We start from the raw sequence: 18,055 nt of genomic DNA, 5'->3' as shown, positions 1-18,055 counted from the left end.
TACGATACGTACACCAAGATATGACAGCTTCAACGTTTAAGACAGAGAACAGAATGATGATCTAAAATTCGTCATGCTAAGCAGCTCACGATGAATCGTTGTATCGCCCGTAAGTTCAGGGTGAAAAGAAATACCCATAACATTGCCCTGCCGAACACCGACAACCTGCCCACCATGATGAGCTGTTACCTGAACATCTTGACCCACTCGACTCACTCGAGGAGCCCGAATAAAAGCCGCATGAACAGGGTGTAGCTGTTCATCTGCCCCACGCCAAAGAACCTCTGTCTCGGCAGAATCAACCTGCGAACCAAAAGCGTTACGATCTACAGAAATATCAAGAATATCGAGTGTTTGCTGACCCGGTGCAGGGTCGTCTACAGTGTGCGCTAACATGATGAGCCCAGCACAAGTACCTAACGTTGGGACACCTGAGATAATAGCTTCGCGTAAGGCATCCCGTACCCCAAAAATACGAGTAAGACGGTCAATGGTAGAAGACTCTCCACCGGGAAGAATCAACGCGTCTAACCCATGAAGGTGCTCAGCCTTTTTAACAAGAACTACCTGCGCGCCCAGAGATTCCATCATTTGTGTGTGTTCTGCGACGCCACCTTGAAGGGCAAGAACACCAACAGTTTTACCGTTCCCAGAATTGTTAACAATAGTGGTCAATGTTTGTACCCTTCGTGTTTTTCTCGCGCAAACTTATACAGATAAAATCTGTGGCTAAACTAAGCATACTCGTTTTATTGATTCGTTCTGATAAGGAAATATGTCTCTACTGTTTATAAGAAATGTATTATCAAACTCATATAAGAGAGAATGACGTCTTAGAAAGACCTATATAGAAGAGAATATTCATTAAGCACTTCGAGAAAGCTGATACCTTGAAACCAATCATTGTTGCAGAAGGCTTAGTCAAAAAATTTCCCAAGAAAACAACACCGGCAATAGACAACGTAAACCTGACTATCAACCCAGCAGAAGTCATAGCAGTAGTAGGACATAACGGCGCAGGAAAATCAACCCTTTTTGACCTCGTCAGCGGTTTTACACACCCAACAGCAGGAACACTATCAACGAATATCAACCGTTCAGAGATAGGGTGGTGTCCTCAACGAGAAATCATCGATTGGTCTCTTACCGTGCGTCAAAACATTGCACTCGGTGTAGAGCTTCGACGTAGTGCCTTACAGAAATCACAGCGTGTTTCCATAGACGAAGTCACTCACACCCTTGGGCTGAGCGATTATCTCGGAAAAACTGCAGAAACTCTGTCTGGGGGAGAGCTACGACGAACTCAAATTGCACGTGCAATCGTCGGAAACCCCCAACTAATGATTCTTGATGAACCAACTACCGGTCTCGACCCTGAAGGTATAGAAACAGTTTTTAAATATCTTGATGAACGTAAAGAACACGGATCAACAGCATTAATAAGCACTCACGAAACATCACGATTCTCGAAACACTGCACCCGAGTAGTGGCTATCGACCACGGAAAAATAATCGCTGATTTACCTGTTGAAGACTATCTAAGCCTTTCCCCTAGAGAGACAGATGATTTTGGGATATTTACACACATATTAGGGAGACTATTTTCTAATGCTACGCCCTTTAACCCTTAATAAAATTTCATATCCTCTCCTTATGGAACTGGCGTACGTCCTATCTTGGTCGTTTTATAGAACCTGTTGCTTACTTAGTTTTCCTGTCTACAGGGGCTTCGACCTTCGTTGGAAAATAAGGTCGATGTGTATAGCGAATTTGTGTTGGCAGGACTGGTATGTTTGCTGGCCTTTCGTTCTGCCACAGCAAGTATGAGTGATGTCGCTAATGACCGTAAGTGGGGAGTGCTGGCCTTATATATCCTTCAAGGCGGTTCGGTAGTCGGGTATGTATTAAGCATTGTGCTTTTTGGTGCATTGGTATTTATTGCTCAGTTTGCGCTCTTGTTTGCGTGTTCTCTGCTTATTTTCCCTGAGTCTGCACCAGATATGTGGAGGGTTTTAACCTTATTAGGTGTGGGCGTTCTTTTTGTTGCTGGATGGTGTGGCTTTGGTGCAGCCTTAGGCGGGAAAGTGGACTCGTACGCTACACGTGATTTTGTTGTTACTGTGACGTCACTTCCAGTAGTTTTTACTGCTCCCTTGTTTTACCCTATTCAGGGAAATTGGCTTGCTGTTCTTGCTGGTTTTAACCCTTTGACGTATCAAGTTGGTGTTTTGAGGCAGATGAGTTCTTTGGGGATTTTATGTGCGGGGTTATGGGTCGTTCTTGGTGTTGTCACTGCAGTGATGCTTTTGCGTAAGACTGAGTATCTGAGTCGAGAACGCTAAATTTATGTATTTAACGTGGTAGTTGTGCACACCCTTTCCCTAACTTTTGATATATCCCGCTGGTCTCAGCATAAAACCGTGCGCAACTTTTTGTGCGTGGACAATACTCGGTGCAGAGCACCGATGTGTTGAGTAGATGGTACGGGTTCGGTCTGAGGTATTGGGTTGGTGGCGCCTGCGCGCTGGTGCTGATTGCAAAACTATAATGTCTAGTTAAAGCTTCTAGAACTTAGGAACTGAATCTGCCAGCTTCCTGACTTTTTAGAGGACTCTACAGTAGCTTTTATACCCCCTGAGAGTGCAATTTTTTGGATTTCATGAATCTCATAAACTGATTCATCACAAGGTACAGTTTTTTCGATTTCTGAATCGATAGATACAGCCATCTCCTCTCCTTCACTGCATGCTATATAAGCAGTGAAAGGGCCTTTTCCGGAAGCGTCAGAAGCGACTAAAGAACTCTTCGGATTGTCCAGCGGAAAATTGCTATAGAAAGTCCTGGTATAAGAACCATCCTTTTCAATTGGTGAAAACAGTTCAGGAACTTTTGTTCCAGCGCTGGACGGTGATGAAGATGAGGGAAATCCACAAGACGTAATAGCTAAAGAAAATAGCGTAAAAGTAGTCAGAAAATAAAATTTCTTCATATGTTCATCAATCCTTTATACGCTTACATTATTTTCTTTCTCGAATTCTTTAATATATCGTGCGACACTGCTTTTGGAAATATCTAGTTGATATGCGATAACTCGGACGGATAAGCCGGTAGCGCATAGCTCTGCTACTTACTGTTTTAACCCTTCGACGTATCAAGTCAGTGTTTTAACGTGATAGTTGTGCACATCCTCGATGAAGAATACGCACAACTACCACAAGAATTTTTGTGTAATTACAATTCTTACCAGCCGCGCTCAGCTAAACGGTGAGGTGCTGGAAGGTCCGCAACATTAATACCAACCATCGCTTCACCCAAACCACGAGAAGCCTCAGCGATAACAGCAGGGTCGTTATAGAACGCAGTGGCCTTAACGATGGCACGTGCACGAGCAACAGGGTCACCAGACTTAAAAATGCCAGAACCAACAAAAACACCATCTGCACCAAGCTGCATCATCATTGCAGCGTCAGCGGGGGTTGCCACACCACCAGCAGTAAAAAGAACCACCGGAAGTTTTCCTGTGCGTGCCACTTCCACAACGATGTCGTACGGTGCAGCAAGCTCTTTAGCTTTCACATACAACGCGTCAGGAGAGGTCGCATATAGTGCTTGTAGCTCAGCAATCTCAGATTTAATCGTGCGAATATGCTTTGTCGCTTCAGAAACATCGCCCGTGCCAGCTTCGCCCTTAGAACGAATCATCGCCGCACCTTCAGCAATACGGCGAAGTGCTTCACCCAAATTAGTTGCACCACACACAAAGGGAACAGTGAACTGCTGTTTATCAATATGATTCACATAATCAGCAGGAGAAAGAACCTCAGATTCATCAATGTAATCCACCTTGAGAGATTGAAGAACCTGCGCCTCAACAAAATGTCCAATGCGTGCTTTAGCCATCACAGGGATAGACACCGCGTTAATAATATCTTCAATCATGTCGGGGTCACTCATACGAGCAACGCCACCTTGAGCACGAATATCGGCAGGCACACGCTCCAGTGCCATCACCGCAACAGCACCAGCATCTTCTGCAATTTTTGCTTGTTCAGCGTTGACAACGTCCATAATGACGCCACCTTTGAGCATATCTGCTAATCCTCGTTTGACGAGGGGAGATCCATGAAGTTCAGTATTTTCAGTCATGGTCTCTACTGTGCCCTAAAACGCTGGTCTAAGATAGAGCCAAGAATCAACAAAAATTTTAGACCACTAGGTGGAACTACCACACTCCTATGCACACCTCAGCTTCCGTAGAACTACCCATCACCCTCAACCGCAACCTCACAACCTCACTACCAAGCCAACTGGCAGAAAAAATACGCGAACTCATCCTCAACGGCACACTCATCGCATCAGACCCGCTACCCTCAACACGAACACTCGCTCAACGTCTCAACGTCTCCAGAGGAACAATCGTCTCCGCCTACGAACAACTCACCGCAGAAGGATACCTACACGCCACACACACCGGAACAACCATCAACCCCCACCTACCTCACCCCCACAACAAACACCACACCAACACACCACAGCCCACCACACCAACACACCTTTCCACTAGTCACCTGAGAACACCTCAAAACACCATTATCGACCTACGCCCAGGCACCCCAGACACCTCCACACTCGCCAGCACACCATGGAGAGCAGCATGGAGAACCGCAGCAGCCAACGTCGGAACAACATACCCTGCCACAGGTTCTCCCACCCTCAAAAAAGAACTAGCCGAACACCTGCGAATCACCCGAAGCGTCATCACCCACCCCGAAGAGCTACTCATCACATCAGGAGCACGAGACGGATTTAGACTCATCCTCTCAACACTAAGAACCATCATCAAAGACCGACCACTACGTATCGCCGTTGAAAACCCAGGGTACCCCTCACTACAAAAAATTCCTGCCACCTTCGGACACACCATCATGCCGATACCCCTCGATACACAAGGACTCAACCCCCAACACCTACCTCCTCACACCCCACCAGATATCATCCTTCTTGCACCAAGCCACCAATACCCACTAGGCACCACCATGCCTATCACACGCAGACTCGAACTGCTCGAATGGGCACACAAAAACAAAGCCCTCATCGTCGAAGACGACTACGACTCCGAACTGCGTTACACAGGAGACCCCGTCCCCGCGCTCGCTTCACTCACTCGCTCACATCATCTAGCATCACACTATGATTGTGTCGTTACCCTCGGATCGTTCGCTAAAACCCTCTCCCCAGCCGTTGGGCTAGGCTACCTTCTCACTCCGCAACACCTACATGAGCCACTTAGCACGCTCAGAACCCAGCTCGGCTCACCTGTCTCTGCCATTACTCAAGAAGCGATGACACTCCTCCTACAAAACGGTACGGTACGTCGCCATATCGCAAAGATGCGAAGAACTTACGCCACAAGACGACGCCTTGTGCAAAACTATTATGACCACAGTGAACTCTCTCAACAGTGCACACTTTTACCCATGGACGGTGGACTACACGCTATCCTCAAATTTGCGTCAATAAATCACCTCAGCGCAGAAGAACAATACCTCAAAGAACAAAAGGTTGTAGCGCGAGCTAAAGAACAAGGAGTATCCGTCAGAAGCTTAGGAGAATACTGGTCGCATAATGGTATGCCGCGTCAAGACTACGGGCTAATCATCGGCTTCGGTGCAGTATCAGAACGGCACCTCGAACAAGCAATGACACTGCTAACCCGCATCATCTGCAATCCCTAAAACAGACTCTGAGAATTATCAGTTCTCTACTCGCACGAAAATACTCTTTTCCGATAGCCTTATACCGTGACTCAAAACCGTACCCACTCAAAATCTTCAAACAACCAATCAAAGCAGAAAAAACAGTTGCTAAGCCAGTGGACTGCCGTCCACGCATCAATATACGTTGTATTCGGTCTCATCACGTTATTCATGGTGAACCCCAGTCTTGACGTACTTCGCTATATGATTTCACCATTTATGGTCATGTTGGCAGTTGTGCATAGCTACCTATACAAAACTTTATCTGCAACAGAAAAAGACAAGAGTCGGTTTCTCTTTGTCACCTCGTCCGTAGTGTTGTGCATAACTACGCTGATATATCTATTTTTTGCACGGGAAGAAACTTCAGCCGGAGTTATCCTCGGAATAGGATGGTGTATTTCTGGTGCTGCGCAAACCATCTTTTCAAACAAGTTAAAGAACAACAACGCACTTGCTAAAGATTGGCGTTTTGAAGGAATCATGATGCTTGCAACAGGGCTGAGCTTCTGGGCTGTGAGCGGTATCGGCGATAGAGCCATGCTTGGAGTGTTCAGCTGTGGCGCAATCATTACCGGTGTGTTTCTAAGCACCGGTGTTATCACGTGGCACCGGCTCGGGAAACCTCTAGAAATATAGAACACCTACAAAACGACGTCTCTTACCTCATCCAAGTTCCCAGTAGCTTGAAGTTTTCTTTGGGGAAATGCACACGACAAGCTGAAAGATTAACATTCTCTGCATGCTCGCCGGTTAACGAGTAGACTGGATGAGACACATCAGGAGGAAAGTTTAGTGGTACAACAGCGCCCTAGAGGTTTCAAAGAGCAGGTGACAGGGCCGCTCGTCATCGCCTCAATTCTAGCCGTCGTTGCGTTTTGGGGAACCTTCATCACTGCAACAGGTGGAACAAATAACCGCCCACAATATGTTTTAGCGTTTACGGTTGCTGGTGCAGTTTTTATCGTTACCATCGTTGTTTGTGCAACATTAATTCTTGTTGAAAAACCGAACTCTCCTGAACTAGGGCAAGGTACCGGAATCAACCGTTCTTCAGCAAAACTTTACGCCGAAGCCCGTGCCCGACGTGAAGCCCAAGCACGCGCAGAAAAAGCACAACAGAAAACCTCTCAAGAGGAGAAAAACTCTCAAGAGCGCTAAAGACGTTGTGGCGATAAAACTTAAAATAAATATGCTGGTGACGAGGGAAAGCTCGTCACCAGCATATTTTTAGCTATTGACAATGTCTATATGAAGAACCACTGGCTCTTCCACAATACGACGGACAACCTGCGCTACAGTCCGTACGGTATCTGGAACATTCGCACTCGAGGTTGTTCCTAAACGAAGAACAATATTTAGTTGGGGAGTCTGCACCGCACTCTGTGAAGAACGAGAACGATTAGAGTCAATACCCTTTTTCTGCTCAGATGAGGCAGACCCGTTAAGGGTTTCTCGAACCGTTGAACCCACCGTAGAGTTAACCGCGCTCATCGCCCGCAAAATACGTGTAGCACCAGCATAATGAGGGTAGATTTTCTCTACACCCTCTACCGCTAATACTTCCTTGCGTATCCGAGAAATATCAATTGATAATTCAGAACCTTGGTATTCTTCTTGCGTGTTATTTTGGGAATCAGAATCGTGGGAGGAATGTGGCTCAATATGAATGATTTGTGGCATATCACGCACCTTTCCGGTATTCGAAGGCAGCTTCGTCGCGGAGCATCCCCCAAGCACCAGTTTTCTTCTGACGTGTGTGTTGCGTTTGAGCAGCATCAAAAATATCTTGAATCGTCACGTTCACCATCTGAACGTTCAGCTCACTAATACGCTCAATTTCTTTGAGAATCAGTGTTCGTAACTCTTCAGCAGCGTTGTCAATAACTGTGCCAAAACGAATAGATGCAGTGACATTAACCGTAATGGGGGAATCGATAACAGTCACATCACCATCAAGATGGCATTTACCAATAACGACGTCCTCTAACTCATCAGCGGCTGAACGGATAGCTGAGATAACTGAACCTTCCGTTTGTGTTAGACGGTCAAACTCGTTATCTGAGCGTAGGGGGATAGAACGTCCAGCTTTAGTTTCGAGAGCAATATTATTCAAGAGCGTATCAATCCAGCTCGTATCCTTATTTTGCTCTTTAAGGTCATGCTCAGAGAGCTCAGCGGTGAGTGTGCCGAGCTTACGTAGCGCCTTGACTCGTTGTGTACATACAGGACATTGATCAATATGTTCTGTTGTTTTTCTATGGGCTACCGTTTCATTATTTTCGTGTTCATCATCCAACCAGTCACTTAAGACGCTGAGAGGGATTCTACAATCAGACATTATTTCCAGCCCTCCAATCCATCAAGCAGTGCGATTCTTGCTCGAGCAAGTTTTCCTCGAACACTAGATTCGCTAATCATCAATGTCTGTGCAATTTCTTTATATGAGGCTCCACCAAGTTCCCTCATCACCCATATCTGCCGTTGCTGAACGGGTAATGTTTTGAGCACTTCGGAGAGCGCACCCATCTGTGAACCCGTAATAGCACTTTGCTCAGGAGTAGCTCCTGCAGCGACGGGTTCGGGTGAATTATCAATGTCGGCGTTGAGCTTACGCGCTCTAATAAGATCGATTCCTTTACGGTTGACAAGCATCATGAGCCAGCTTTTAACACGTTCAGGGTTCTCGACCGTATCCATTTTCTTCCACGCCTGAATAAAGGTTTCTTGGAGAACATCGTCTGCGTCAGCGGTGCTTCCTGTTAACCGAATAGCGTAGGCCCTCATGGAAGGAGCATGTCTACGTAATAGAGCTTGAAATGCGTCTGAATCGCCGTTTGCAGATCTTTCGCACAATAATGCGTCAGATAGTCCTGCTACTCTATCGGGGGTGAGTAATGCCATGTGTTTTCCTTCCCGGTCTCACAAAAACACAAGGCAGAACCAACAACATTAATAACTCGTGTGGTTCTGCCTTATGTGTTCTAAGGGTTAGTTTACCCGTTGTGTGTCCTTGGACATCATGGCGCGAATCCCGCCGGTCAAATAGACCGTTACAGGAATTTCTTGTCCTGTAAGGGCATCTAAACCAGCAACAGTCTTATCAACTGTTTCCCGTAGTGAGAGCGGGTTTGCGCCCTGTCGAACTTCAACCTTGACAAATAATCCAGAGGTTTTCTTGGGGAGTTTAAGTGCCGTAACACTTGTACTTAGAACGTCAGGGTTTTGCTCAAAAGACTCTTTGACAGCGTCTTTAGCGAAACTAGCAGCAAGTTCTGTGCGTCCCTGAGAGCCCTGCGACTTTACCGAGTGCTGACTAGAAGCTACAGAATGAGCGCGGTTACCATGCTGAGCAAAAATCCAACGTACCAGAAGGAAAACGGCGATGACCGCTAGAACAACAACTCCGACTGTTACCCAGCTAAAACCCCAAGGAGTTGCAGCTGCCGCAAACACATCGCGTGCTGGCTGTTCTACCTGATCAACAGCATCATTCCAGTACTGTGCCAAAGGCTCAGAGACTTTCAACGCGATAAGCCCTGCACCTAAAGCAAGGAATACTAAGCCGAAGAGGGTCAGTAAGATTCTATTGAGTGCGCGAGGTGCGTTACCCATCTTTATGCCACCAGCCCTTCTCCAGTAACAGTGACCGAAGCGCGCATTGTCGGTACAAAACCGTATGCGTCCAAGGTTTTTTGTGCAAAATCAGTGATTTCTTGAGTCGGTACAACCGAACCAGAGGTCGGAACAATCTCTACAACAGCCTTAGCGTGGTAGATACTTGTGGTGACCTGCTCCTGATTGAAACCGAATTGACGGCGTACTGCCTCGCTCATTGCCGCAGCGATGACTTTATCATCTGCAACAAAAGCGACTCTCTGGCGAGATCCTAAAGAATGCTTTGCCAAAGTCCCAGGCGACAACGCCTTTTGAACAGCGAAGATACCGAGGATGACAAGAACAGCGCCCGTTAGGTAGAGTGCCCAGTCAGGTATGCCTGAAGGTAGCTGAGCTACACCATCAAACATCTGTTCACCGCTGAGCAAAAGAGCCTTCTGCCCTGCCATGCTCAAAACTAGTTCAATACCAGCCCAAAGAATGACGGCGAGCAATAAGACCGCGAAGAAGATGGAGACGCCAGCACGTGAAGAGTGCGTTTCGCGACGAACCATATATTTAACAAACGGCCCTGGAGCGCGACGAGCGGTGGGATATTCTTCGACATATTCTTGATGACGACTCATTGAACACGCACCTGCTTTCCGTACTCGGTAATACCTGAAATGCTGACATTTACTGCGCCAATCTCACGACCAGTAATCTCACTGGCCTGTGCGATAACTAGCGCACGAGCGCGCTCCACCAAATCAAAGACCGTGCCACCCATTTCTTGAAGAAAGTCAGGTGAAGTGGGAATCTCGTCGAGACGTGGAGCACGAAGCGGTATAGAAATGTTCACGCCGAGCTTACCTGAGTGATCGGTGAGCGTCGTCTTAATATCAGATGACGCCACACCGAACGCCTCAGAAGCAACAGCAGTGCACACGGTAACCAGAGCCTTGCGGGCAACAATCGTGTTTCCGCGACTACTTGAATTCATTGCTTGTACTTTCGTGGACTATTCACCGAAGTGACATGGATTAGTTGGAGGAAGAGCCCTTTTTATTTACGAGAGACTTCCATGCTTCATCAAGGTTCAAAGAACCGTTTTCGAGCATTGCCCCGAGGAATCCACCTGCTGCAAGGAAAATTACAGCGAGGAGGAATCCGCCAAATCCATGATCAAGTGCTGCATATGCAAGCACTGCGGCTACTAATAATCCGATTAGAGTCTTACTCACTACTTAACACGGCTTTCAGTCTTGGTTTCTTCTTCTACTTCTTCTTCGTCATCTTCAGAAGCAACATGAACATCGAGAATTTCGATGTTTACTTCAGTTACCTCAAGACCAGCGAGGTCTTCAATTGCCTTGATGACGGAGTTACGTGCGTCTTCAGCAACCTTGTAGAGGGGGTAAGGGTACTCAACAACGAGGGAGAGATCTACAGCAGCCTGAGTCTGGCCAACCTCTACAGAAACACCCTGCTTAAGGTTTTCTTCCTGACCAGCGAAGGAACGAATAGCGCCCAATGCGCGAGCTGCGCCGCCACCAAGTGCGTAAACGCCTTCTACATCGCGAAGAGCGAGACCAGCAATCTTAGCGATAACTGCGTCATTGACGTGGGTGGTACCCTGACCGCTATCTGCGCCAATGTTCTTTGCAGGACCAGAGGAAGCTGAAGTGCTCTTGGACTCTACATCTGCAGGGGTTACCTTAGTGTTCTGTGCCATGATTCTTTCTCCTTGCGAGTTTATTGTCATAATGGCTAAAAAATTTTAGATAACGGCACCCCAAGAGATATTGGTCGAAGCGCCTGAGGTGCCGTCACTAATAAGACGAAACGACAAGAGAAAATGTCACGGTATTTTCTCAAAAATGTTCAGTGGACTTATGTTTTTGCTGATTTACTAGCTGTTTTACTTTGAAGAATTTTCTTGGAAACGCATCAACCTCAAAGAATTAAGAACCACAATCACCGAGCTAGAAGCCATTGCAGCGCCAGCAATCATCGGGTTCAACAATCCCAAAGCAGCCACAGGAATAGCAATAAAGTTATACCCAAACGCCCACACAAGATTAGACATAATCAGCCTCAATGTTGCTCGCGAAAGCTCAATTGCTGTCACGATAGAACGTACATCGCTACGCATCACCGTCATATCAGATGCTTCCATGGCAATATCTGTTCCAGAACCCATCGCAATACCAAGATGGGACTGTGCCAAAGCAGCTGCATCATTGACACCGTCACCCACCATGGCAACGCGTACCCCACCTTCTTGAAGGCGTTTAACGGTCTCTACCTTTTGAGATGGTGATACCTCAGCAAAAACATCCTCATCTGCAATACCCACTTGACGTGCGATAGATTCTGCAACAGGCTGAGCGTCACCGGTTAGTAACACTGGATGTAGTCCCTGCTTCTTTAATGAGGCAATAGCCGTTATTGCATCATCTTTTGGCGTATCTTGAAGCGCGATGAGAGCAACTGGGGTAGCGTCAACAGCAACCATGACCACCGTTAAGCCCCGTTCTTGCTCCTGCCGTAATAAGAGGGCATCTTTCTCACTCAACTGCACTGAATGCTCCTCAAGGAAAGAACGCTGCCCAACCATCACAGTGTGCTTTTGCCCCGAAGACCGTACACATGCTTGTACGCCACCACCTGCGGTCATCGTAAAATCTTCTACAACTGGCTCAACCACAGAACTATAATCAGCGTTGACATGACGGATAATTCCCTGAGCAATAGGATGCTCTGAACGTTTTTCAACACACGCAGCATAGGTAAGAGCCTGCTCAACAGTAAGACGCGAGGAACTGCCGCTGAGTGGCAATGTATGAACGACGTTAAACTTTCCTGCAGTAACTGTTCCTGTCTTGTCGAAAATAATTGCACCAATATCGCGAGTATCTTCTAGTACTTGTGCAGAACGAATTAGAATACCTAGCTGATAAGCACGCGTGGTTCCCGCAAGAAGCGCAGTAGGAGTTGCAAGACCCAAGGCACAAGGGCATGCAATCACCAAAACAGATACTGAGGCAATGAAAGCGCTATTGACGTCCTGAGAGAACACCCACCATGCAAGGAATGTCAGCACCGCAATCACAAGAACTACCGGAACAAAAACCGCAGAAATCCTATCTGCTAGACGCGCAATAGGTGCTTTAGTTGCCTGAGCCTCAGACACAAGAGCACCTATCTGAGCTAAAGTCGTCTCTTCCCCCACGCGGGTGGCCCTGACTGTCAAAGCACCAGAAAGATTGACCGTAGCACCTGTGACGGTATCTCCCACTCCAACCTCAACCGGAGCAGATTCACCGGTCACGAGAGACATATCAACAGAAGACCGTCCTTCAACGACCTCACCATCGGTGGCAATCTTTTCCCCAGGTAAGACAAGAAACTCATCATCTGGCAGAACATCTTGAGCTGGAATCTTGACCTCTTGACCATGACGAAGAATACGAGCTTCTTTAGCGCCCAGTTCAAGAAGCTGATGAAGAGCGCGAGAAGAACGCTGCTGAATACGCTGTTCGATGTAACGTCCTATCAAGAGGAAAAACGCAACCATCGTTGAAGAATCAAAATAAAGTTGATGGCTATGCGCAGAATGAGCGTGCACAGCTGCTGTCATTGCAGGGTCGATCAATAACTGAGCTAAAGAAAAGAAATAACTAGAAAGAACACCTAGCGAAATGAGAGTGTCCATCGTAAACATGCCATGTCGCAGATTGGTCCATGCTGCACGATGGAAAGGAATCGCTGACCAAAACACCACTACACTCGCAAGGAGTGCAACCGCCCAACCCCAATGCGGAAACTGAACAGAAGAAAACATCGATATAAAGAACACCGGAACAGCAAATACTGCTGTAACCCAGATTCTTTGTTTGAGAGAATCTAACTCTGTATGCTCAGGAGAAGAAGACGCTCCTTGGCTCATCGTTGGTTCTTTAAGTTGTGCCGTATACCCAGCTTTTTCAATCGTGCGAATTAGTTCTTCAGCTTCTACACCTTCTGGAACAAGTACTCGAGCGGAAGACAACGGCAAATTAACGGAAGGGTCCACTCCGTCAATTTTGCGCAATTTGCGCTCTACCCGCCCAACGCAGGAAGCGCAGGTCATGCCCCCAATATGAAGATTGATAACGCGTTGGTTTTGTTGCTCGTTCACAGTTATTTTCCTAGAGGTTAAGAAGGGGTATAAAGGCAGAGGGCACCTCAGCTCCATGAGAACGATGAGGTGCCCTCAAGGTCAGTGAGGACTAATCCACTAGGGTGAAGCCGGCTTCTGCGATGGCCTCACGAATCTTATCTCTACTTAACTCTTCTTCGTGTGAGATAGTGACGGTGGATTCTCCATCTTTTACAACATCCACGTTGACCTCTTGCACTTCAGAAAGCTCTTTGAGCTCTTCTTCTACGCTCATTGCGCAGTGGTTGCAGGTCAGTCCTGTTGCTTTGACAATAGTTTCTGTCATGATATTTTCTCCATATTCTTAGGTTTTATGGTGTACAAGGAAAGCTTATTTAGGAGCGTAAAAGCCGTGAAATTGCGGCACTAGCTTCAGAAACTTTATGCTCGACGATGCGGTGGTCTCCTGTGCGCTGAGATTCTTCTGCCGCGTGAACAACACAATGTCCGATATGTTCTTCGAGCAAGCCGATAGAAACAGCATGTAGTGCCTTATTAGCTGCTGATATTTGCGTCAAAATATCAATGCAATATTGGTCTTCTTCTACCATGCGTGAGATACCACGGATTTGCCCCTCAATGCGACGTAACCTTTTGAGATACGCTTCTTTTTCAGAGGTGTATCCGTGAGGCGGTGAGGTCTTTGAGTGGATTTCTTCTTGGCACATGTTGCACGTTCCCTCCGTAGTGTTTGGTGTTCGATGAGGAAAACACCCACCTCCAAGATATACCCCCTAGGGGTATAAAACAAGAGGTGTCAAGAATGTATTTATTTCTGCAAAAAACCACGAAAGACGCTTCTACCCTCCCCAGAAAACTAAGCTTAGGTTAGTGTTAACCCCATGGCTTCTTTTATCGAGGACTACGCATTATTATCTGATATGAACACTGGAGCGCTTGTCTCCCGCGCAGGATCCATTGACTGGTTTTGCGCCCCAAGATTCGACTCCGGTGCCGTGTTCGCCGCCCTACTAGGGGACAGAGAACACGGACGATGGCTGCTTGCGCCCCTAGAATCAGTAAACCCCGCCCCCGTAGAAGAAGTTCGTACAGAACGCTCCTACCGAGAAAACACCTTCACTCTCCAAACCATCTGGCACATCGGAGACGCCAGCGTACGCGTCACAGATTTTATGCCACTAACCGGCGGAACCTCCATCGTACGAAACGTCGAAGGACTCACCGGAGAGGTCGTCATGCTCCACGAGCTCACCATGCGATTCGACAACGGAAAAACAACACCATGGGTCACCCGCTACACCGACGGAGACACCGACCCCATGGTCATCGGAATGGCTGGACCTCACGCACTCGTCTTCCGTGGAGATACCATTCCCGACACCCAACATGGTGCCCATACCGACACATTCGTTGTATCTGCCGGACAACACTATTCTTTCTCCCTGAGCTATTTCGCTTCAAACCACAACCCGCCCGCACCCATCGACTATGACACCGCCTTGACCTACGCCAACGAACAATGGAGCGAATGGTCAGAACTTTTCACTACAGGGCGCAACGAACCAGCACCAGAAACATCATCACGCCCTGTCATCACCGCAACAGAAGCTGTCTCAGATTCAACGAACACCAACGAAACCGCTGTTTGGGCAACACGCTCTATCGGTGAAGCTCTCAACACTGAAAATGACCCTGTGACCAATACGCAACTACCAGAAATTGATTCACAGACCTATCACGAACTCGCGCAAACAGCAACGCATACCATCCTGCCAAACACCGCAGAAGACACCCAAAATGAGCACGATGCACTCTACCGAGAAGCACGGCTACGCGCACTACTCACACTACGCGCCCTCATCTCCCGAGAAACTGGCGGACTCGTCGGTGCCCTCACCACATCGTTACCTGAAACCCTAGGTGGTAGTAGAAACTGGGACTTTAGATTCTCATGGCTACGAGACGTCGCCATGGCAATGGACGTGACCCTTACACACGGACACGAACGAGAAACTGCCCAGCTAAGAAACTGGATACTTCGTGCCGTAGCAAATAACCCTCAAAAACTTCACGCCGTCTACGGTGTCGCCGGAGAAAAAGACGACCTAGACCGTCGTCTCGCATTACCAGGTTACGAAGGTTCACAACCGGTTCGCTCAGGTAACGGCTCAGGAGAATACTTCCAAGCAGACGCTCTAGGGCAAATGCTCGTCACCTTCGCAAACTTGCGTCATAACGGGGTAGGGGAGGACCACCTATCATGGCCGCTACAAAAAGAACTCCTCAACTCAGCCGTTGAACGAATCGGACAAGCAGACCGATCACTGTGGGAAATGCGAGCAGAACCTCGCATCTACACTCATTCTCAAGTCATGCTATGGGCAGCCTTTAACGCCGGAGTATCAGCGGTTGAAGACTATGGTCTTGCTGGAGACGGAGCATTATGGGCACATTGTCGAGACAGCCTTGCAGAAGAAATTCTCGAACGCGGCTACAACCCAGAATTGAATTCCTTCGTGCAAACCTACGACGGAACCACCGTAGACGCCTCCTTATTGCAACTTCCACAGGTAGGCTTCTTAGACTGGTCTGACGAACGCATGCTCGGCACTGTCCGCAGAATTGAACAAGAATTACAGCATACTAGCGGAATGATTTATCGCTACATTAACCGCAACGGGTTTGACGGTTTTGAAGACCAAGATAACCTACACTGTGCAGCTTCGCTCTGGTTGGCAGAACAATACATACGTTCTGGTCGAGAACAAGACGGGCGAAGAATTCTCGATACAGTACTGGGGGTTGCGAACGACCTTAACCTGATGAGCTCAGAATACGATTTCACCGCTGAGCGAATGACAGGTAACTTCCCGCATTCTTTAGCACATATATCTTTGATTCGTACCGTAGAAGCTCTAGGTTTATAACCAAGTGCGGGGGTGAGCTGGGATAGGCGTTTCTGGGCCTGCGCACTTAACCCTAATGAGGCAACAAATTCTTGGAGGCGTTGAGCATCAACACGTTGTCCGCGGGTGAGCTCTTTGAGCCGTTCATACGGGTTTTCCATTCCTTCAACACCTGCAATAGCTTCGGCACGCATGACCATTTGGATGGCCTCAGCAAGCACCTCCCAGTTCTGGTCGAGGTCTTGAGCCATCACATCATCGGCAACGTCAAGACGTTTGAGCCCTTTAACGACGTTGGACATTGCCAGAACAGAATGGCCAAAGGCAATACCGATATTACGTTGTGAGGATGAGTCAGTGAGGTCTCGTTGCCAGCGTGATTGAATCAACGTGGCGCTGAGCGTGCCAAGAAGAGCATTCGCAATTTCAAGGTTCGCTTCAGCATTTTCAAAGCGAATGGGATTGACCTTATGCGGCATGGTCGAAGATCCTGTTGCTCCAGCAACAGGAATCTGACGGAAGAAGCCGATAGAGATGTAGTTCCAAATATCTGTGCAGAGGTTGTGCAATACCTGATTGAAACGTGACATAGCGTGATATAGCTCTGCTTGCCAGTCATGGTTCTCAATCTGGGTCGTGAGCGGATTCCAACTTAGCCCTAATGAGCTGACAAATTCTTCAGAGATTTTTAGCCATGGGACGTCAGGGGCTGCAACGATATGTGCCGAGAACGTACCTGTTGCACCGTTGATTTTGCCAAGGAATTGCACCTTTTTGACACTGTCAAGGTGACGGTTAAGGCGGTAGGCAAAAACTGCTAGTTCTTTACCGACCGTACTGGGGGTGGCTGGTTGCCCATGGGTTCGGCTCAACATGGGAATATGAGCTGATTCTTCTGCCATGGTGCGAAGTTGTTCAATGAGCTCTTCGGCTTGTGGAACCCATACATGATGTACCGCATCTTTAATACCTAGAGCGTAGGAAAGGTTATTAATATCTTCTGAGGTGCACCCAAAATGAATGAGTGGTTTGAGGTGTTCAAGACCAATATCTGCGAGCCTACGACCGATAAAATATTCCACTGCTTTAACATCGTGGACGGTGGTTGCTTCAATATCTGCTAGCTCGTCAACGTCTTCAGGAGAGAACTCGGTGACAATAGCTCGTAATGCGTGTTCTTGCTCTTCGGTGAGGGGTGAAAGCCCCGGAAGCACACTCTTTTTGCAGAGGTAGATGAACCATTCTATTTCGACGTGGATACGGTCACGGTTAAGGGCAGCTTCTGAGAGGTAATCGACGAGAGGTTCTGTTACCGCCTTATAACGGCCGTCCAGTGGGCCTAGCGCGGTGGCGGATCCGGTGAGGCTACGTCGTCCATTGGGCAGAGTCATGCAAAGATCAGGTTGAGACATACTTCTATTCTGTCATGTGATATGCCGGTTGTGGTTGAGATAACTCAGAAAAGCTTAAAAGCTCAGGCGCTATTGCGTCATACTCAAGAAACTTTGTACCTCATACCTGTGGAAAATACGATACGATGCACCCTTTCCTCAAGATTATCCACAATTCTTCCCCTCAACGTCTTCTGCTCTAACCATTCATCTAACGTATCTCTAGAACAACTACACCGG

At 47.6% G+C, this 18,055-nt stretch carries 20 protein-coding genes and 2 pseudogenes; 6 read left to right on the top strand and 16 right to left on the bottom strand.

What is annotated here, in order from left to right; all coding sequences use genetic code 11:
- Positions 1–36 precede the first annotated feature (36 nt).
- A complete protein-coding gene (pdxT, locus tag ACN08Z_RS00835) occupies positions 37–675 on the bottom strand; it encodes a pyridoxal 5'-phosphate synthase glutaminase subunit PdxT (protein ID WP_419102743.1) in 639 nt (212 codons plus the stop codon).
- 215 nt (positions 676–890) lie between these two features.
- Here pdxT and ACN08Z_RS00830 point away from each other — a divergent pair, with 215 nt between their 5' ends.
- Complete coding sequence (locus ACN08Z_RS00830) at positions 891–1,631, top strand: ABC transporter ATP-binding protein (RefSeq protein WP_419102742.1); 741 nt, start codon at positions 891–893, stop codon at positions 1,629–1,631.
- A 126-nt stretch (positions 1,632–1,757) separates the two neighbouring features.
- A complete protein-coding gene (locus ACN08Z_RS00825) occupies positions 1,758–2,342 on the top strand; it encodes an ABC transporter permease (protein ID WP_419102741.1) in 585 nt (194 codons plus the stop codon).
- A gap of 209 nt (positions 2,343–2,551) precedes the next feature.
- On the opposite strand, the gene ACN08Z_RS00820 is transcribed toward ACN08Z_RS00825, so the two are convergent.
- The 3 genes and pseudogenes from ACN08Z_RS00820 to pdxS form a co-directional block, all read right to left on the bottom strand.
- Entirely contained in the window at positions 2,552–2,989 is a 438-nt protein-coding gene (locus ACN08Z_RS00820; protein WP_419102740.1) for a hypothetical protein, read from the bottom strand.
- A gap of 15 nt (positions 2,990–3,004) precedes the next feature.
- A pseudogene (locus tag ACN08Z_RS00815) lies at positions 3,005–3,115 on the bottom strand (helix-turn-helix domain-containing protein); the annotation flags it as partial.
- 125 nt (positions 3,116–3,240) lie between these two features.
- A complete protein-coding gene (gene pdxS / locus ACN08Z_RS00810) occupies positions 3,241–4,146 on the bottom strand; it encodes a pyridoxal 5'-phosphate synthase lyase subunit PdxS (RefSeq protein WP_419102739.1) in 906 nt (301 codons plus the stop codon).
- Positions 4,147–4,235: 89 nt separating this feature from the next.
- Between pdxS and ACN08Z_RS00805 the strand changes: the two genes are divergently transcribed.
- From ACN08Z_RS00805 to ACN08Z_RS00795, 3 genes are all read left to right on the top strand, one after another.
- A complete protein-coding gene (locus ACN08Z_RS00805; protein WP_419102738.1) occupies positions 4,236–5,735 on the top strand; it encodes a PLP-dependent aminotransferase family protein in 1,500 nt (499 codons plus the stop codon).
- A 66-nt stretch (positions 5,736–5,801) separates the two neighbouring features.
- On the top strand, positions 5,802–6,395 hold the full coding sequence (locus ACN08Z_RS00800) for a hypothetical protein (RefSeq protein WP_419102737.1): 594 nt from the start codon (positions 5,802–5,804) through the stop codon (positions 6,393–6,395).
- Between the two features lie 156 nt (positions 6,396–6,551).
- Positions 6,552–6,917: a hypothetical protein gene (locus ACN08Z_RS00795; RefSeq protein WP_419102736.1), complete on the top strand. Its 366-nt coding sequence runs from the start codon at positions 6,552–6,554 to the stop codon at positions 6,915–6,917.
- A 69-nt stretch (positions 6,918–6,986) separates the two neighbouring features.
- Here ACN08Z_RS00795 and ACN08Z_RS00790 read toward each other — a convergent pair whose 3' ends face one another.
- The 11 genes from ACN08Z_RS00790 to ACN08Z_RS00740 all read right to left on the bottom strand — a co-directional run bounded on the left by ACN08Z_RS00790 (position 6,987) and on the right by ACN08Z_RS00740 (position 14,225).
- Positions 6,987–7,439, bottom strand: a complete 453-nt coding sequence (locus ACN08Z_RS00790) for a hypothetical protein (protein WP_419102735.1) — start codon at positions 7,437–7,439, stop codon at positions 6,987–6,989.
- A gap of 1 nt (position 7,440) precedes the next feature.
- Positions 7,441–8,097, bottom strand: a complete 657-nt coding sequence (locus ACN08Z_RS00785) for an Asp23/Gls24 family envelope stress response protein (protein WP_419101189.1) — start codon at positions 8,095–8,097, stop codon at positions 7,441–7,443.
- Positions 8,097–8,660: an RNA polymerase sigma factor gene (locus ACN08Z_RS00780; protein ID WP_419101188.1), complete on the bottom strand. Its 564-nt coding sequence runs from the start codon at positions 8,658–8,660 to the stop codon at positions 8,097–8,099. The genes ACN08Z_RS00785 and ACN08Z_RS00780 overlap by 1 nt, the downstream gene beginning before the upstream one ends.
- Before the next feature lie 87 nt (positions 8,661–8,747).
- Positions 8,748–9,371, bottom strand: coding sequence for a hypothetical protein (locus tag ACN08Z_RS00775; RefSeq protein WP_419102734.1), 624 nt, complete (start codon positions 9,369–9,371; stop codon positions 8,748–8,750).
- A gap of 2 nt (positions 9,372–9,373) precedes the next feature.
- On the bottom strand, positions 9,374–10,000 hold the full coding sequence (locus ACN08Z_RS00770; protein ID WP_419102733.1) for a hypothetical protein: 627 nt from the start codon (positions 9,998–10,000) through the stop codon (positions 9,374–9,376).
- Positions 9,997–10,356, bottom strand: coding sequence for a hypothetical protein (locus tag ACN08Z_RS00765; protein ID WP_419101185.1), 360 nt, complete (start codon positions 10,354–10,356; stop codon positions 9,997–9,999). The genes ACN08Z_RS00770 and ACN08Z_RS00765 overlap by 4 nt, the downstream gene beginning before the upstream one ends.
- A 40-nt stretch (positions 10,357–10,396) precedes the next feature.
- A complete protein-coding gene (locus ACN08Z_RS00760; RefSeq protein ID WP_419101184.1) occupies positions 10,397–10,597 on the bottom strand; it encodes a hypothetical protein in 201 nt (66 codons plus the stop codon).
- Entirely contained in the window at positions 10,597–11,088 is a 492-nt protein-coding gene (locus tag ACN08Z_RS00755; protein WP_419101183.1) for an Asp23/Gls24 family envelope stress response protein, read from the bottom strand. Before ACN08Z_RS00755 ends, ACN08Z_RS00760 begins: the two co-directional genes overlap by 1 nt.
- A 186-nt stretch (positions 11,089–11,274) precedes the next feature.
- Positions 11,275–13,536: a heavy metal translocating P-type ATPase gene (locus tag ACN08Z_RS00750; RefSeq protein ID WP_419102732.1), complete on the bottom strand. Its 2,262-nt coding sequence runs from the start codon at positions 13,534–13,536 to the stop codon at positions 11,275–11,277.
- A gap of 91 nt (positions 13,537–13,627) precedes the next feature.
- On the bottom strand, positions 13,628–13,843 hold the full coding sequence (locus ACN08Z_RS00745) for a heavy-metal-associated domain-containing protein (RefSeq protein ID WP_419102731.1): 216 nt from the start codon (positions 13,841–13,843) through the stop codon (positions 13,628–13,630).
- A 49-nt stretch (positions 13,844–13,892) separates the two neighbouring features.
- Complete coding sequence (locus tag ACN08Z_RS00740; protein ID WP_419102730.1) at positions 13,893–14,225, bottom strand: metal-sensitive transcriptional regulator; 333 nt, start codon at positions 14,223–14,225, stop codon at positions 13,893–13,895.
- A 174-nt stretch (positions 14,226–14,399) separates the two neighbouring features.
- Between ACN08Z_RS00740 and ACN08Z_RS00735 the strand changes: the two genes are divergently transcribed.
- Positions 14,400–16,445, top strand: a complete 2,046-nt coding sequence (locus ACN08Z_RS00735; protein ID WP_419102729.1) for a glycoside hydrolase family 15 protein — start codon at positions 14,400–14,402, stop codon at positions 16,443–16,445.
- Positions 16,446–16,453: 8 nt separating this feature from the next.
- On the opposite strand, the pseudogene purB reads toward ACN08Z_RS00735, so the two are convergent.
- Positions 16,454–17,836: pseudogene (purB, locus tag ACN08Z_RS00730) on the bottom strand (adenylosuccinate lyase); the annotation flags it as partial.
- Positions 17,837–18,055 lie beyond the last annotated feature (219 nt).

Origin of the sequence: Rothia sp. P7181 (assembly GCF_048513015.1) — a bacterium.
Lineage (GTDB): Bacteria > Actinomycetota > Actinomycetes > Actinomycetales > Micrococcaceae > Rothia.
This window is presented reverse-complemented; position numbering and strand designations above follow the sequence as displayed.

Coding starts and splice junctions, on each gene's coding strand:
- ACN08Z_RS00820 (WP_419102740.1), bottom strand. CDS start 2,989: ATGAAGAAATTTTATTTTCTGACTACTTTTACGCTATTTTCTTTAGCT.
- pdxS (WP_419102739.1), bottom strand. CDS start 4,146: ATGACTGAAAATACTGAACTTCATGGATCTCCCCTCGTCAAACGAGGA.
- ACN08Z_RS00805 (WP_419102738.1), top strand. CDS start 4,236: ATGCACACCTCAGCTTCCGTAGAACTACCCATCACCCTCAACCGCAAC.
- ACN08Z_RS00790 (WP_419102735.1), bottom strand. CDS start 7,439: ATGCCACAAATCATTCATATTGAGCCACATTCCTCCCACGATTCTGAT.
- ACN08Z_RS00785 (WP_419101189.1), bottom strand. CDS start 8,097: ATGTCTGATTGTAGAATCCCTCTCAGCGTCTTAAGTGACTGGTTGGAT.
- ACN08Z_RS00780 (WP_419101188.1), bottom strand. CDS start 8,660: ATGGCATTACTCACCCCCGATAGAGTAGCAGGACTATCTGACGCATTA.
- ACN08Z_RS00775 (WP_419102734.1), bottom strand. CDS start 9,371: ATGGGTAACGCACCTCGCGCACTCAATAGAATCTTACTGACCCTCTTC.
- ACN08Z_RS00770 (WP_419102733.1), bottom strand. CDS start 10,000: ATGAGTCGTCATCAAGAATATGTCGAAGAATATCCCACCGCTCGTCGC.
- ACN08Z_RS00765 (WP_419101185.1), bottom strand. CDS start 10,356: ATGAATTCAAGTAGTCGCGGAAACACGATTGTTGCCCGCAAGGCTCTG.
- ACN08Z_RS00755 (WP_419101183.1), bottom strand. CDS start 11,088: ATGGCACAGAACACTAAGGTAACCCCTGCAGATGTAGAGTCCAAGAGC.
- ACN08Z_RS00745 (WP_419102731.1), bottom strand. CDS start 13,843: ATGACAGAAACTATTGTCAAAGCAACAGGACTGACCTGCAACCACTGC.
- ACN08Z_RS00740 (WP_419102730.1), bottom strand. CDS start 14,225: ATGTGCCAAGAAGAAATCCACTCAAAGACCTCACCGCCTCACGGATAC.
- ACN08Z_RS00735 (WP_419102729.1), top strand. CDS start 14,400: ATGGCTTCTTTTATCGAGGACTACGCATTATTATCTGATATGAACACT.